At 60.7% G+C, this 15,079-nt stretch carries 11 protein-coding genes and 1 riboswitch; of the genes, 4 read left to right on the top strand and 7 right to left on the bottom strand.

The annotated features are described in order from the left end of the window. Positions 1-29: 29 nt before the first annotated feature. The 5 genes from ACOYXJ_RS14580 to ACOYXJ_RS14560 all read right to left on the bottom strand — a co-directional run bounded on the left by ACOYXJ_RS14580 (position 30) and on the right by ACOYXJ_RS14560 (position 9,599). Positions 30-2,765 (bottom strand): LuxR C-terminal-related transcriptional regulator, encoded by a 2,736-nt coding sequence (locus ACOYXJ_RS14580; protein ID WP_150795602.1) that lies wholly within the window; start codon positions 2,763-2,765, stop codon positions 30-32. A gap of 201 nt (positions 2,766-2,966) precedes the next feature. Continuing rightward, positions 2,967-4,331 carry a DUF1329 domain-containing protein gene (locus ACOYXJ_RS14575; RefSeq protein WP_007912796.1) on the bottom strand — a complete coding sequence of 455 codons (1,365 nt, stop codon included), beginning with the start codon at positions 4,329-4,331 and terminating at the stop codon, positions 2,967-2,969. A 26-nt stretch (positions 4,332-4,357) separates the two neighbouring features. After that, positions 4,358-6,247 (bottom strand): DUF1302 domain-containing protein, encoded by a 1,890-nt coding sequence (locus tag ACOYXJ_RS14570; RefSeq protein ID WP_150795601.1) that lies wholly within the window; start codon positions 6,245-6,247, stop codon positions 4,358-4,360. A gap of 337 nt (positions 6,248-6,584) precedes the next feature. Next, positions 6,585-8,267, bottom strand: a complete 1,683-nt coding sequence (locus ACOYXJ_RS14565; RefSeq protein WP_460370101.1) for a fatty acid--CoA ligase — start codon at positions 8,265-8,267, stop codon at positions 6,585-6,587. A gap of 147 nt (positions 8,268-8,414) precedes the next feature. After that, entirely contained in the window at positions 8,415-9,599 is a 1,185-nt protein-coding gene (locus tag ACOYXJ_RS14560) for an MFS transporter (protein WP_460370099.1), read from the bottom strand. Between the two features lie 85 nt (positions 9,600-9,684). On the opposite strand from ACOYXJ_RS14560, the gene ACOYXJ_RS14555 reads away from it, so the two are divergent. Beyond that, the gene (locus tag ACOYXJ_RS14555; protein WP_460372955.1) at positions 9,685-10,449 is read left to right on the top strand and encodes an AraC family transcriptional regulator; all 765 of its coding nucleotides are present in this window, start codon (positions 9,685-9,687) and stop codon (positions 10,447-10,449) included. Positions 10,450-10,566: 117 nt separating this feature from the next. On the opposite strand, the gene ACOYXJ_RS14550 is transcribed toward ACOYXJ_RS14555, so the two are convergent. After that, positions 10,567-11,196 (bottom strand): LysE family translocator, encoded by a 630-nt coding sequence (locus ACOYXJ_RS14550; protein WP_460370097.1) that lies wholly within the window; start codon positions 11,194-11,196, stop codon positions 10,567-10,569. 91 nt (positions 11,197-11,287) lie between these two features. Between ACOYXJ_RS14550 and ACOYXJ_RS14545 the strand changes: the two genes are divergently transcribed. The 3 genes from ACOYXJ_RS14545 (at position 11,288) to ACOYXJ_RS14535 (ending at position 14,131) form a co-directional block, all read left to right on the top strand. After that, positions 11,288-12,253 (top strand): 2-hydroxyacid dehydrogenase, encoded by a 966-nt coding sequence (locus tag ACOYXJ_RS14545; protein ID WP_460370095.1) that lies wholly within the window; start codon positions 11,288-11,290, stop codon positions 12,251-12,253. 32 nt (positions 12,254-12,285) lie between these two features. Beyond that, the gene (locus ACOYXJ_RS14540; RefSeq protein ID WP_460370093.1) at positions 12,286-13,284 is read left to right on the top strand and encodes a methyltransferase; all 999 of its coding nucleotides are present in this window, start codon (positions 12,286-12,288) and stop codon (positions 13,282-13,284) included. Between the two features lie 50 nt (positions 13,285-13,334). Beyond that, positions 13,335-13,459: riboswitch (yybP-ykoY riboswitch) on the top strand. An 87-nt stretch (positions 13,460-13,546) separates the two neighbouring features. Then, positions 13,547-14,131 carry a TMEM165/GDT1 family protein gene (locus tag ACOYXJ_RS14535; RefSeq protein WP_007912813.1) on the top strand — a complete coding sequence of 195 codons (585 nt, stop codon included), beginning with the start codon at positions 13,547-13,549 and terminating at the stop codon, positions 14,129-14,131. Positions 14,132-14,254: 123 nt separating this feature from the next. On the opposite strand, the gene ACOYXJ_RS14530 is transcribed toward ACOYXJ_RS14535, so the two are convergent. After that, positions 14,255-15,073, bottom strand: a complete 819-nt coding sequence (locus ACOYXJ_RS14530) for a M48 family metallopeptidase (protein ID WP_122599128.1) — start codon at positions 15,071-15,073, stop codon at positions 14,255-14,257. Positions 15,074-15,079 lie beyond the last annotated feature (6 nt).

Below are 15,079 nucleotides of genomic sequence, written 5' to 3'. Positions count from 1 at the left end.
GCATTTTTTTCGGGTCAGTCTTATGGCCGTCAGGTGAGCAGTCCTAGCCCCTTAGCCCGTGCGACCGCCTGTGTGCGCCGCTCGACGCCCAACTTGCTATTGATGTGACTTGCGTGGGTTTTCACCGTATGTAACGAGATGAACAGCTGTTCGCTGATTTCCTGGTTTGAACAGCCCAGTGCGATCAGGCGAAGCACCGCCAGCTCTCGACTGCTGAGTTGCTCGGCTGCTACCGGATCCGCAACCGAACGAGTGGCAGGTAGCGGAAGATGCACGAGCAACTGCTGGCTGACATCGCTCGAAGCGCTCAACGCCAGTTGCCCGCGCAACCAATCTGCATGCTCTCTGAGCAAGGCATCGAATGGCTGCAGCACGCCGCCGGTTGCGGCCTCCAACGCCTGGTGCAACGCTTTACGCGCTTCGGGCTCGCGTGCGCCCGCCAACAGCAACGCCACCTTCTGCGTCAACGCCATCACACTGAGCAACTGTCGCCCGGTTTGCTGACCGTTTTCATGCAATACGTTCAACCGCCCCTCGGCGAGCATGGGTTGCCCTTGAATCAGGTCCAGCAACGCCTGTTGCAGTTCAACATGCAAAGGCAGCTGTGGATGAAACTCCGGCGGCGCAGCGGCGCGCTCGCCAGTATAGGTCTGCCCCAATCGCGCCAGCCACGCCTCGGCCAGATCGGTGCGGCCCTGCGCCAGCCACAGTTCACATTTGACCAGCGTGATCATCGCCAGATAGTAGATCGGCGGCACGTCCCAGATATGCATCAGGCGTTCGGCTTCGGCGAGTTCGGCAAAGGCCTTGGCGAACTCGCCACTGCTGCCGTCCAGTCGAGCGATCACGCAGTGGCCGATCAATACGCTGATGTCGCGACAGGCGCGTGCCTCGCCGATTCCGGCCAACAAACGCACGCGTGCCGCTTGAGGCTGCAAGCGCATGGCCAACAGAAAACCTTCATACAACGTCAGCCTTGCGCGCACCGCATACAGGCGTTGTGGCGACAAGCCGCGCAAGCGCTCCAGGCCCTGATGGACTTCATCGAGAGCACGCAGGATTTCGCCGCGAGCCTGCAACACCCGCGCACGATCGTAGTGCGCCAGCGCTTCGAACAACGGATTGCCGACGCGCTGCGCCAACTCCAGGGATTCGCGGTTAAGTCCACGTGCGCGCCACAGATCGCCGTCGGCAATGGCCAGATTGGACAAGGTCGATAAACACATCAGCCGCTGGCCATAGCGCTTGGCCGGCAGGCTTTCCAACGCTTCGCTGCAATACCTGAGGGTCAACTCACGATGGCCGCGGCCACGGGCAATGATCCCGCTCAACGCCAGCCATTGCGCCAGCATCGACTTTTGCGCCGTGGCCGATGGCGCCGGCAGGAAACGGCTCAGATGGCTGGACAACTCTTCGGCGGCATCGAGCTGACAGGCCAGCCCCAACGCCCAACTATAGAGAACGATCAACCGCGGCGTGCTGATCAGCAGACTGTCGGGCAAGTCCATTTTCCAGCGCAGCAGCATGCCGACGTTCTGCTCGGCCAGCAGTTGTTCTTCGGAAAGGTTCTGCACCAGATTCGCCGCCACATCGAGATGGCCGGCGCGCAACGCCTGTTCGACCGCCTCATCCAGCAGCCCCTGCGCGTTGAACCAGCGACAGGCGCGCAGGTGCAACGTGGCAGTCGGCACCATCGCTTGCGCAATCGGCCTGCTGCGCAGCAGATCCGAGAACAGATGGTGATAGCGATACCAGTGGCCGTGCTCGTCCAGCGGCACCAGAAACACCTGATGCGCCAGCAGGAAACGCAGAATTTCGGCACTGTCGTGAGCTTCACGGACGGCATCGCACAGTTCGCTGCAAAAACGCTCTTGTGGTGCGGTGTCGTAGAGAAAGGCCTGCACTTCGGCGGGCAGGCAATCGATGACTTCTTCCAGCAGATAATCGCGGATCAGCCCTTCCCCGCCGTTCAGCGCTTGTGGCAGCGCCGCATCGCTGCCCGCTTCGGACACCGCCAGCAACCAGAAACGCAAACCGGCGACCCAGCCTTCGCTGCGCTGGATCAGGTTTTCCAGTGCCTCACCGCGCAGGGAACTGCTGTGGCGATCGAGCAAGGTCAGCGCTTCGTCGTGGGTCAGGCGCAGATCCTGCTCATGCAGCTCCAGCAACTGCCGGGACAGGCGCAAACGTGCCAGATGCCAGTCCGGGCGCTGGCGACTGGTCACCATCACCAGCAATCCATCGGGCAAATGATTGAGGAAAAACTGCAGACAGCGGTCGAGTACCGGACCTTGTGCAAGATGATAGTCGTCGAGCACCAGCAGCAACGGCTTGGCGGGATCGAGGTGCAGGGTCAACTCATCGAGCAAGCCGTCGAGCCATTCTTCGAAGGCAAATGGCTGATGGCGTTGACGCATTTTCAGCAGGCCGAGTGCGCGACTGCCCAGTTGCGGAAAGTAGTCCTGCAAGCCTTCGAGCAAACGCTCAAGAAAGCGTCCGGGGTCGCTGTCACGAGGGCTCAGCCCCAGCCAGAGGCTTTGCCAGTGCGCCGGCAGACTCTGACAGAACTCCACTGCCAGCGAGCTCTTGCCGAACCCGGCGGGAGCACTGACCAGCAACAGGCGCCCAGCGAGCCCGGCCTGCAGGCGCTCGCAAAGGCGTGGTCGCAAGACATAGCCGTCAGGCAACGGCGGGCGAAAAAAACGCCCGTCCAGTGCCGCGACGGCAACGCTTGCGGGACCCGGAAGTGGGGACAGATCGGTCATGGCCGGCTCTTGTTCGAATTGCTGTTGGCGGCATTGCAGATGTCCGCAGACTAGCCTTAAACGAACCGGTTATGAAGGTTGCTGCTACAAATGGCTACAAAAAGGCTACACCCTCCTGTAGCTCCCCCCTACAAAAGCAAAAAAAACGCCCCGAACCAGTCGGGGCGTTTTCACGAGGATGCGGCCTCGGGTTACAGCGGGTTAGCGGACACCATCCTGACGCAGTGCAGCCGGGGTGAAATCACTGGTGGTGGCCGTGAAGCCGAAGTCATACGCACTCTTCTCTTCGTTCTTCATGCCCAGTGCCAGATAACGGCCGGACTGCAAGTCGTAAAGGGTTTCCAGCGCGTACCACGGCACTTGCTTGTCGTAGTAGTTCTCCGCGTGTGCTTCAGCGACGCGCCACAGCTGACCACGACCGTCGTAGTGATCGATCACCGCAGCCTGCCAGGTATCTTCGTCAATGTAGAAGTCACGTTTGGCGTAGATGTGGCGCTGACCTTCTTTCAAGGTGGCAACCACATGCCAGACGCGGCGCAGCTCGTAACGCGCCAGGTCCTGGTTGATGTGGCCGGCCTTGATGATGTCGGCGTACTTCAGTTTCGGGTCGTCGAGCTTGTAGCTGTCGGAGGCGATATACATCTCTTTCTTGCCTTCGAGTTTCCAGTCGTAGCGATCCGGTGCACCGTTGAACATGTCGAGGTTGTCGGAGGTACGCAGGCCATCCGCCGCAGTACCCGGGCCGTCGTAGGACACTTGTGGCGCCCGACGCACACGACGCTGGCCGGCGTTGTAGACCCACGCCGAACGTGGCTCTTTTACCTGGTCAAGGGTCTCGTGCACCAGCAGCACACCGCCGGCCAGACGCGCCGGCGCGGTCACTTTCTGCTTGAAGTAGAACAGGATGTTGCCCGGGTTCGCCGGATCGTAGTCCTTCATCTTGTCGCGGAACACGAACTGATCCTGGAAGTACACCAGGCTATACGAGCCGTTCGGTTGCGGCGTTGCCTGGGTCACCAGACGGGTCACGCTGCCACCGCGGTAGCGAGTGATGTGGTTCCAGATCACTTCCACACCGGTTTTAGGAATCGGGAATGGTACGGCGGTGTCGAAGTTTTCCAGACCGTTGCCGCCAGACACCAGGTTGGTGGTGGTGGCATTTTTCTTGATGGCGGCGAATACGTCATCCGGCACGGTCGCGCCGCGATGGGATGGGTAGACCGGCATCTTGAAGGTTTCCGGGTAACGCTTGAACATCGCGTACTGACCCGGCGCCAGCTTGTCCTTGTACTTGTCGACGTCTTTCGCCGTGATGGTGAACAGCGGTTGCTCACTGGCGTATGGATTGGACAGGAAACCCTTGCTGTCGACCGAGCCGGCGTTCTTCGGCAGCGGCTTCCACGCCGGGATCGAACCGTCGGCGTTACCGGCCATTTCGGCGCCCATCGGCGTCAGGCTCTTGCCCAGTTTGTCGGCTTCGGCAGCAGGCACCGCGGCCATGACGCCGGTCGCCAGCAGCGACAGGCCCAGAACACCGGCGTGGAACAGACTCTTTGTTATTTTCATAAATTCGTTCGTCCTGAATGCAGTGCTTAGAAGTTCACGCCGAAGCTGAGCGCAACGAAGTCGCGGTCATCCACAGTGGTGTACTTGCCGTCAAAGAAGTTGGTGTAAGCCAGGCTCGCGGTGTAGGTGTTCTGGTACTCGGCGTCGACGCCCAGGCTGACCGCTTTGCGACCTTCCTCGAAGTTGCCGCCAGGGCCTGGCGAGTAACCGCTGACGTCGTGGGACCAGGCCACGTTCGGCTTGAGGTTCACACCGGCGAAGACGTCGTTGTATTCCCAGATGGCGCGGCCGCGATAGCCCCACGACATCGAAGTGGTGAAACCGTCGTTGTCGCAATTGCGGCTGCGGTTGTTCTGCGGCGAACCCGGCCCTGCACCGTTGATGGTGCTGGCGTTGAGAATGTTGGCGCAGGTATTCACACCGCCAGTGGCTGGCAACTCGCCCGGGCCATACACCGGATCGCGGCCATAACGCTTGTCGGAACGGCTTTCCAGACCGCCGACGTAGGTCGCGCCGACTTCACCGACGAGGGTCAGACGGCTGGCGCCCATGACCTGATCGAAGAAGTGCGTGAACGTCGTTTGAATCTGGGTGATTTCCTTGCGCTCGTAACCGTGCAGATCCTGGCCCGGCACACCATTGAGTATCGAAGCGTTGGTCAATGCGCCGCCGATCGGACGCACACCGGCGAACAGGATGTCGGTGGAGTTCAGTTGTACCGGCGCGTTCGGACGGTAGCTGATCTCACCGCTCCACGCCGTACCGGTGGGCAGGGTGGTGGAGAAGCTCAGACCGTAGAGGCGAATGTCCTCAGGGTATTCAATGAAGTAGTTCGAGTTGCCCGCGACCAGCAGCGGGGCGAGCGCCGCAAACGGCCCTGGCAGCGAGGCGGCAGTGTTGTAGACCGACTGCGGCGCGCCGGTGGCGCTGAAGATCGGCGCACGGCTGTGGTAATTCATGAAGTAGGCGCCGAACTCGGTGTCGAGTGGCTCATACATGTATTTGAAGGACGCGCCCCACTGGCCACTGTCGCGGGCGTCGCGATCCGGGCCGCGGCGCACCAGCACGCCCTCTTCGTTGACGTTGACACCGGCGCCGGCAAGCGGCCCCAGAGCAATCGCGGGAATCTGCGAACGCTTGTTCAGCACGCGCAGGTTGTCGTTGCAACCGTCGGCCACAATGTCTGGCTGCGAGAAGAACGTGCCGCAGTTGTCGACGACGGTCTGGTCCCATTCCAGTTGATAGAACGCTTCGGCCGAAAGGTTTTCGGTCAGGCTCTGGGACACGTAGAACATGTTGACCGGGATCAGGCCTTCCTTGATCTCGGCGCCCGGACGACGGAACGCGGAGACGTCGATCGGGTTGATCGAGTTGATGCCGCCGCCGATGAAGGTACTTTCACCCCAGCTCACCACCTGCTTGCCCAGACGCACGGAACCCGGCTGATCGGCGATCGCGTAGTTGTGGTAGACGAAGGCGTCGAGGATCTGCCCGCCGGACGACTTGGCGCCCTCTTTGCGACCCGAATCGCTGATGTCCTTGAACTGGCGGCTTTCGTCCTTGAGTTCGAAGTCGTACCAGTATTTGCCACGGACGAACACGCCGGTGTCGCCGTATTTCAGTTCAAGGTCATGGATGCCCTTGAAGATCTTCGAAAAGGTTTCGCCGCTCTTGAAGTTGGCGTGGCCATCGTCAGAAGTCTGCGACAGACCATGGCCGCCGTTGTTGACGCCGATGAGGTTCTTGTTCGGGCTCTGGGTAGACCAACTGGCACCGATCGACAGGGACGAGTCGAACTGGCCTTCGATTTCACCGACGTTGAAACTGACGCCGAATGCGGGCCCGGCGAGCGAAGAGGCAAGACTGACTGCCAGAGGCAGTTTCGCCCGGCGCCAGAACTGGTTTACTGAGGTCATCGACGCTACTCCATGTGCATTATTGTTATGGCAGTGAGTACTTTTAAAAACGTCCGAAGGACCGGGTGCCAGAGACAGCCCGAAGTCACTCCAAAAATGCATCGCCCCGATTTGTGCGTGTGCCCCGTTCTTAAAAATCCTTGAGCGGACTATAGCCAGCAGGTGGTACTGCTTGATCCCTCTAAAGTGTGATTTGCAGCTGCCGGCCACTCTGGAACAGTCCTTTCGCCAGTCCGACGCATGTCGGCACGGCAAGGATGGCTGATTTTTTCGATTTCACAAGCCAAGCGCTTGCTTGGTGGGTCTGGCGCGCCGGTTTCGGCGCGCCAGCAGACACTTAAAGTGTCGAGAGGAAGGTGCTGTTGTTGGCCTGCCATTCGGTGATGTCGAGGCGGATACGCTTCTTGTCGAGCTTGCCGACACTGGTCTTGGGAATTTCGGTAACAAGGGCGATCTGACTTGGAATCGCCCACTTGCTCAGGTGGCCCAGTTCCACGAACGGCTTGAGGTGTTCCTTGAGCTCGCGCGCCCCGATCACATGCCCTTCGCGGATCACCAGCAAGGCAAACGGACGCTCGCCCCACTGCGGATCGGCGATGCCCACCACTGCTACTTCGCGTACCGCGACGTGACGGCTGATCAGGTCTTCGAGGTCCAGCGAGGAGATCCACTCGCCGCCGGTCTTGATCACATCCTTGATGCGGTCGCGGATGTCGATCACGCCCATGCTGTCGAGCGTGGCGACGTCGCCGGTGTGCAGCCAGCCGCCGGCCCAGAGCTCGGCGCCCTTCTGCGGTTCGTTGAAATAGCCCTCGGTGAGCCATGGCGCACGCAGCACCAGTTCGCCCTGGGTCTCGCCGTCGGCCGGGAGAAAGTTACCCTCGGCATCGACGATCGCCGCTTCCACCAGCGGCCCGGGTACACCGGCCTTGATCCGGTAGGTGGTGCGTTCGTCTTCGCTGCCGGCCATCAACTCGTCATTGAGGTGCGCACAGGACACCAACGGCCCGGTTTCCGACATGCCATAGGCGGCGGTCAGCTGAATGCCGCGCGCCTTGGCGGTTTCGTACAGCGTGCGATTGAGCGCGCTGCCGCCAATGACGATTTTCCAGCCGCCGAAATCGGTGCCTTGTGCGCCCTTGGCGTTGAGCAGCATTTGCAGGATGGTCGGCACGCAGTGAGAGAAGGTGACCTTCTCTTTGCGCCACAGCTCCACGAGAAACTCCGGATCGTAACGCCCCGGATAAACCTGTTTCAGGCCCAACATGGTCGCCACGTATGGCAGACCCCAGGCGTGAACGTGGAACATCGGCGTGATCGGCATGTACACATCGTTGGTGCCGAGCAGGCGCACGCTGTCGATGGAGCCCATGATCGTCGACACGCCCATGGTGTGCAGCACCAGTTGCCGATGGGTGAAATACACGCCTTTCGGGTTGCCGGTGGTGCCAGTGGTGTAGAACGTGGTGGCGACCGAGTTCTCGTCGAAGTCCTGGAAGTCGTACTGCGCACTCGCGGCGGCCAGCAGTTGCTCGTACTCGCCGACCAGATTCGGCAACTCGGCAATTTTTTCCGGCAGATCAGTCAGCAGCAGGGTTTTCTCGACCGTGGTCAGGTGCGGCGCAATTGCTTGATACAGGCCGACAAACTCGCTGTTGACCAGCACAAAGCGGTCCTCGGCGTGGTTCATGGTGTAGAGGATCTGCTCAGGCGACAGACGCACGTTGATGGTGTGGATCACCGCGCCAATCATTGGTATCGCGAACATGCACTCCAGATAACGGTGACTGTCCCAGTCCATCACCGCGACGGTGTCACCGGCCTTCACACCGGCCGCCGTCAGCACGTTGGCCAACCGCGCCACGCGCTCGATCAGGGTCGGGTAGCTATAGCGAATCTGGTCGCGGTAAATGATCTCGCGGGTTTTCTCGTAGCGGGCGCCGGACATCAGCAGCCGCTTGATCAGCAATGGATACTGGTAGGCCCCATCGGCCGGGGGAATGACGCGAGTCTGCAACATAAGAATCCCTTTTCTGACTGCACGGTGTTGGGCGTAGAGATCGGTACTCTAGAACCCTTATACGCCAGCCAAATCAGCCAAAGGAATGATTTGCAAAGCCGTACAAATGCTAGCTTTGCGCCAGCATTTGCCGGTTTTCGTCTCAGGTCAGGCCGTTTGCCCTACAGCCTCCTCGGAAGGCGTCCGTGGGAATACGACCGCTGCAAGGAAGGTCAATGCGCCGAAACCCGCGAGAATCAAGTACAAGCCTACAAAACCATGGCGCGGTTCAACATAGGAAATCAGTGGAATCGCCGTCGCACTGGCGCCGAACGATAAGCAGTAACGCAGGGCGAACACCCGTGATTGCCATTGCGGGGCGACGAAGTTGGCAACCATCGCATCGTTGACTGTTACCTGCCCAAACACCACGAACATGAACGCTGCGCCGAGGGCGATCACCGCCCAGCCGTCGGCATAGGCCAGCGCAAACAGCAGCGGTGCCTGACACAGCGTCAGGACAATGAACGGCCATTTCAGGCTGAGCCGATGCAACACCCGACCAATACTCAACTGCGCGACCGCGCCAAAGGCATACGCCAGACTGACCACCACGCCGAGGGTTTGCGGCGAGGCGAACAGCTCATGCAAACGTTCCTGAAACAGCTTCGGATAGGTCATGGTGGTGGCGTTGAACACCACGCCGCCGGTGGCCGTGGCCAACGCCAGCACGCCGAACACCATGACCATCGAAATACGCTGGCCGGCGGCCCCCTTGAGTGGCGTGTGCGCACGCTTCGGAATCGGTTCTTCGCGCACCTGCAAGGCGAAGCCAAAACCCAGCACAATCGCCACCGCACCCGGTAACAGAAACGCCGAGCGCCAGCCGAATTGCGCCACCAGCAGGCCGGTGATCAGCGCCGAAAACGCCACGCCCAGATTGCCCCACATGCCGTTGATGCCGATTTCACGGCCACGGTTCTGTGCGTAAGCAACCAGCATTGCCGTGCCCACCGGGTGATAAATCGCCGCGAAAATACCGATCAGGGTCAGGCCGATCACCAGCATGCTCGGGCTGCTGCTCAGCCCAGTGAAGATCGCCGAGGCACCGATACCGAAGAAAAATACCAGCATCATCTGCCGCCGACTCCAGTGATCGCCTAGCCAACCGGCGGGCAGCGAACAGGCGCCGAAGGCGATGAAGCCGCCCAGTGACAAGCCGATCAGCGCGGCGTAGTCGAGGCCGAACGCTTGAGTCATGCCGAGCACGGCGGCGGGAAAGATCAGCATGAACATGTGATCGATCACATGCGCGGCGTTGATGTAGCGAATGACATTACGGGATTGATTCATGGCGGCACGCTTTACGTTGTTGTGTGCCGTCTATGCTAGGTTGGCCGTAAAGCGCATTCCTGCCAAGCAAGTCATCGAATCAGACATGTTGATCAGCCATTTCGAACACGGCCCGGTGAGTGCCTACCCCCGGGATTATCTGGACGGCGCCCACCAGCCGCTGCACCTGCATCGCGAGGCGCAGTTGTTGTACGCGGTCAGCGGGATCATGCGCGTGGTCACGGCATCCGGCGCGTGGGTGATCCCGCCAAGCCGTGCGGTGTGGATTCCACCTGAGGTGGCGCACGAGATTTTCATGAGCGGCGATGTGCAGATGCGCTCGCTGTTCATCGCGCCAGAATTGTCACCCGCCAGCCTGCAAGAGTGCTGCGTATTGGCCGTGACGCCGCTGCTGCGCGAGCTGATCCTGCGCGCGGTGCAAGGGCCGCCGCACGCCGACAATCCGCTGATTCAGCAGTTGATGCTCGAAGAGCTCGCCAGTCTGGAAAACCTGCCGCTGCACATTCCGATGCCCAGCGACCGGCGTCTGCAAAACATCTGTCTGGCACTGCTGCACACCCCGGATCATGCCAATACCCTGGAAGACTGGGCGCAGCAGGTCGGCGCCAGCTCACGGACGTTGGCGCGACTGTTTCAGCAACAATTGCAGATGAGTTTCAACGCCTGGCGCCAGCAACTGCGCCTGATGGAAGCCCTGCCGCGCCTGCTCGCCGGGGACAGCGTGCAGCGTGTGGCGCAGGATTTGGGTTACGGCAGCGCGCGGGCGTTGAGCGCGATGTTTCGCCGTTTGCTTGGGGAAAATCCCCGCGAATATCTGAATACCCTGAGCAAGCTCAGCAAACTGGTGTAAGGCCCTGTGGGAGCGAGCCTGCTCGCGAAAGCGGTCTTTCAGCCACCAATAATGTCGACTGACCCAACGCCTTCGCGAGCAGGCTCGCTCCCACAGGTTTAAGTCGCGGTTCTGAGATCAGTGCATCTCGGTGAACGCGATTTTCACGCCGAGAGCGATCAGCACCACGCCCATAGTGCGGTCGAACCAGTGGCCCATGCGGGCGAAACCGGCGCGTACACGTTGCTGGCTGAACAGCATCGCCACCAGACAAAACCAAAACGCAGTCGCAACGGCCAGGTAAATCCCGTAACCGGCCTGCACGGCCAGCGGCGTGTGCGGGTTGATCACCACGGTAAACAGCGACAGGAAGAACAGCGTGGCTTTCGGATTCAGACCATTGGTCACGAAGCCCGAGGTGAACGCGCCGCGCGCCGTGCGTACGCCGGCCTCTTTGTGCAGATCATCGGCCACGACTTTCGCCGGTTGCGCGCGCAACGCCTTGAAGCCGATGTACAGCAAGTAAGCGGCGGCCGCCCATTTCAAGGCGTTGAACAGCACGATCGACTGCGACACGATCAGGCCGATACCCAGCAATGAATAACCGACGTGGAGGAAAATCGCCGTGCCCACGCCCAGCGCGGTCCAGGTGCCGGCGCGACGCCCGTGGGTCACGCTCTCGCGCACCACCACGGCAAAGTCCGGGCCGGGGCTGGCGACGGCCAGCAAGTGGATCAGTGCAACGGTCAAGAACTCGGTCCAGTACATGGGGGCTCCTTTCGGCCAAGCGTATCAATTTGTTTCATCTGGTAGGCTCGGCAGATTACGCCCAACGCTCACAGCACAAAAGGTACAGTTGATGACGAACACGCGCCGCGCGGTATTCCTTGATCACCCTTCGCTGGATCTCGGCGACCTCGATCTCAGTCCACTGCGTGAGTGTTTCAGCGATCTGCAGCTGTTCGCGCAGACATTGCCCGAGCAAGTTAGCGAGCGCCTGCAAGGCGCCACCGTGGCGATCAGCAACAAGATCATGATCGACGCTGCCGCCATGGCAGCCAATCCTGATCTGAAACTGATCCTGATCACCGCCACCGGCACCAACAACGTCGACCTCGCCGCCGCCCGCGCGCAGGGCATCACCGTGTGCAACTGTCAGGGTTACGGCACGCCGTCGGTGGCGCAACACACGATCATGCTGTTGCTCAACCTTGCCACGCGTCTGGCCGATTACCAGAAAGCCGTTGGCGAAGGTCGCTGGCAGCAGGCGAAACAGTTCTGTTTGCTCGACTATCCGATTGTCGAGCTGGAAGGCAAAACCCTCGGCCTGCTCGGTCATGGCGAACTCGGCGGCGCCGTAGCGCGACTGGCCGAAGCCTTCGGCATGCGCGTGTTGCTCGGGCAGATTCCCGGGCGCCCTGCTCGCCCGGATCGCCTGCCGCTGGATGAACTGCTGCCACAAATCGACGCCCTCACCCTGCATTGCCCGCTCAACGAGCACACGCGCCACTTCATCGGTGCTCACGAGTTGGCGTCGATGAAGCCCGGTGCGTTCGTGGTCAACACCGCCCGTGGCGGCCTGATCGACGAGCAGGCGCTGGCCGATGCCTTGCGCAACGGCCACCTCGGTGGCGCAGCTACCGATGTGCTGAGCGTTGAACCGCCGACTCAGGGTAATCCGTTGCTCGCGGCGGACATCCCACGCCTGATCGTCACACCGCACAACGCTTGGGGCAGTCGCGAGGCACGGCAACGCATCGTCGGCCAATTGACCGAAAACGCTCAGGCGTTCTTCAGCGGTAAGGCGCTGCGGGTCGTCAGTTGATAAACTGCGGCACTTTTTTTTGAGGAGCAGTTATGGATCCGCGCAGTGAAGTACTGCTTCGTCAGCCCGAGTTGTTTCAAGGTTCGTTGTTGTTGGCCGGTTTGCCCGCCGACGATTTGCTCGGGCGCCTGCCCAATGCATTCGGCTGGTGCTGGCATGCCGGCGATCAAGCTGCGCTGGACGCACGCTTCGAGGGTCGCAGCCATTTCGGCGTGAACATTCCCGAGCGCGAGTTCGACAGCGCCGTGGTGTTTCTGCCCAAGTCCAAGGATCTGACCGCCTACATCCTCAATGCCGTGGCTTCGCGTCTGGCCGGGCGTGAAGTGTTTCTGGTCGGGGAAAAACGCAGCGGCATCGAAGGCGCGTCCAAGCAGCTCAACCCGTTCGGCAAACCACGCAAACTCGACAGCGCGCGTCATTGCCAGCTCTGGCAAGTCACCGTGGCCAACGCCCCTGAAGCGAAATCCCTGGAAAGTCTGGCGCAGACCTATGAATTGCCTTTGGCCGAGGGTCCGCTGAAAGTCATCAGCCTGCCGGGCGTGTTCAGCCACGGTCGCCTGGATCGCGGCAGCGCCCTGCTGCTGGAGCATCTGGACAAACTGCCGAGCGGCCATCTGCTCGACTTCGGTTGCGGCGCAGGCGTGTTGGGCGCTGCGGTAAAACGTCGCTACCCGCACAATCAGGTCACGCTGCTCGATGTCGATGCGTTCGCCGCCGCCAGCAGCCGTCTGACGCTGGCGGCCAATGGTCTGGAAGCTGAAGTGCTGACTGGTGACGGTATCGATGCTGCACCGATGGGTTTGAATGCAATTCTGAGCAATCCACCGTTCCACGTCGGCGTGCACACCGATTATTTCGCTACGGAGAACTTGCTGCGAAAAGCAGCGAAACATCTGAAAAACGGCGGCGAACTGCGTCTGGTGGCGAACAGTTTCCTCAAGTATCAACCGCTGATCGAAGAGCATCTTGGCGTGTGTGCGATCAAGGCTGAAGGCAATGGTTTCCGGATTTACCGGGCCAAGCGCGGCTGAAACTTGTTTTAAAAAAGAGGCTTGCTCAATCGGATTTGCCTAGGCAGAATCCGCTCCGTCCTAGGGGAGTAGTCTCCCACGAGCGCCAAGCTCGTCCGGCATACGTCAACATACTTGATCCTCAGATCATGGCGTATGCGACCCAAGCGTCCGCAGCAGACGGATCGCAGGGTTTGACAAGACCTATGACACGCACACCTTACCCGGGGCGGGAAGGCTGTACGTGTCATAGCCGTGTCGACCCGCCCCTTAGGAAATCCTGATGCTGGACTCGTTACTCGTTCCCACCGCAATCGTTGCCTTGGCCGAAATCGGCGACAAGACGCAACTGCTCGCGCTGATTCTCGCCGCTCGCTTCCGCAAACCCTGGCCGATCATTGCCGGGATTGTCGCCGCGACCCTGGCCAACCACGCAGCAGCCGGTGCGGTCGGCGCCTGGTTCGGCAGTTTCTTCTCGAATGCGACGCTGCACTGGATTCTCGCCGCAAGTTTTACGGCCACGGCGCTGTGGACGCTGGTTCCGGACAAAATGGATGACGATGAAACCAGCACCGCACGCAAGTTCGGGCCGTTCCTGACCACGCTGATTGCGTTCTTCCTGGCTGAAATGGGCGACAAGACTCAGGTCGCGACCGTGATGCTCGCGGCACAATACCCGGATCTGTGGCTGGTGATTATCGGTACCACGGCGGGCATGTTGATTGCCAACGTGCCGGTGGTGCTGGCAGGTAACTTCGCCGCAGACAAACTGCCACTGACCCTGATCCGTCGCCTCGCGGCCTCGGCGTTCATGATTCTGGCGATCGTTGCGGTGTACAAGGCGATGCAGAGCAGCGGCTGGGTTTAACCCTGAGAGAAGGATCGTTCCCACGCTCCGCGTGGGAATGCAGCCGGGGACGCTCTGCGTCCCATTGGAACGCGGAGCGTCCCTTGAGGCATTCCCACGCAGAGCGTGGGAACGATCATCGACTCAGGATTTCGGAGCCTGTTCGTACAGCGGCATAACCTTCGGAATCGCCGCCTGCAACGAAGCAATCCGGCTGGTCGAAGCCGGGTGAGTGCTCATGAACTCCGGTGGCGAACCTTCCGACGCCTTGCTCATCTTGTTCCACAGAGTGATCGCGGCATTCGGGTTGTAGCCCGCACGAGCGGCCAGTTCCAGACCGATCAGGTCGGCTTCGTTTTCGTTAGCCCGGCTGTTCGGCAGGGTCATGCCGTAATTGGCCACGGTGTCAGCCAGCGCCAGACTGTCCTGACCCAGACCGAGCAACGCACCCGCGCCCTGCTTGGCCATTTCGATCCCGTAGGCCTTGGACATCGCTTCACGACCGTGCTCGCGCAGGGCGTGGGCAATTTCATGGCCCATCACTGCGGCGATTTCATCGTCGGTGAGTTTCAGGCTGTCGATCAGCCCGGTGTAGAAAATGATCTTGCCGCCAGGACCACAGTTGGCGTTGAGCTCGTCGCTCTTGATCAGATTGACTTCCCACTGCCATTGCGCCGCATCCGGACGGAAGTTCGGCGCCTGGGCGATCAGGCGGTTGGCAATCGCCTGAACCCGCTTGGCCTCGGGGCTGGTCTTGTCCAGCACACCTTTACTGGAGGCCTCGCCGACGGTTTTCTGATACGACTGGGCATACATCTGGTCGACCTCTTGCGAGGACAGCATGCTGAACATGTACTGCTTGCGCTCCACACCCACGGCGCCGCCGCTGGTGGTGTTGACCGACTGACAACCGGCCAGCAACAGCGCTGCGCTCAGTGCACTTACAACCATTGTCTTGTTCATTCAAAA

The organism is Pseudomonas sp. Tul2A7 (assembly GCF_054790505.1).
Note: the sequence above shows the minus strand (reverse complement) of the source record. Positions and strands in the feature narration are given on the sequence as shown.

What these genes read in the sequence shown, in the direction of transcription:
- ACOYXJ_RS14580 (WP_150795602.1), bottom strand. Translation starts at nt 2,765, where the DNA reads ATGACCGATCTGTCCCCACTTCCGGGTCCCGCAAGCGTTGCCGTCGCG.
- ACOYXJ_RS14575 (WP_007912796.1), bottom strand. Translation starts at nt 4,331, where the DNA reads ATGAAAATAACAAAGAGTCTGTTCCACGCCGGTGTTCTGGGCCTGTCG.
- ACOYXJ_RS14570 (WP_150795601.1), bottom strand. Translation starts at nt 6,247, where the DNA reads ATGACCTCAGTAAACCAGTTCTGGCGCCGGGCGAAACTGCCTCTGGCA.
- ACOYXJ_RS14565 (WP_460370101.1), bottom strand. Translation starts at nt 8,267, where the DNA reads ATGTTGCAGACTCGCGTCATTCCCCCGGCCGATGGGGCCTACCAGTAT.
- ACOYXJ_RS14560 (WP_460370099.1), bottom strand. Translation starts at nt 9,599, where the DNA reads ATGAATCAATCCCGTAATGTCATTCGCTACATCAACGCCGCGCATGTG.
- ACOYXJ_RS14555 (WP_460372955.1), top strand. Translation starts at nt 9,685, where the DNA reads ATGTTGATCAGCCATTTCGAACACGGCCCGGTGAGTGCCTACCCCCGG.
- ACOYXJ_RS14550 (WP_460370097.1), bottom strand. Translation starts at nt 11,196, where the DNA reads ATGTACTGGACCGAGTTCTTGACCGTTGCACTGATCCACTTGCTGGCC.
- ACOYXJ_RS14545 (WP_460370095.1), top strand. Translation starts at nt 11,288, where the DNA reads ATGACGAACACGCGCCGCGCGGTATTCCTTGATCACCCTTCGCTGGAT.
- ACOYXJ_RS14540 (WP_460370093.1), top strand. Translation starts at nt 12,286, where the DNA reads ATGGATCCGCGCAGTGAAGTACTGCTTCGTCAGCCCGAGTTGTTTCAA.
- ACOYXJ_RS14535 (WP_007912813.1), top strand. Translation starts at nt 13,547, where the DNA reads ATGCTGGACTCGTTACTCGTTCCCACCGCAATCGTTGCCTTGGCCGAA.
- ACOYXJ_RS14530 (WP_122599128.1), bottom strand. Translation starts at nt 15,073, where the DNA reads ATGAACAAGACAATGGTTGTAAGTGCACTGAGCGCAGCGCTGTTGCTG.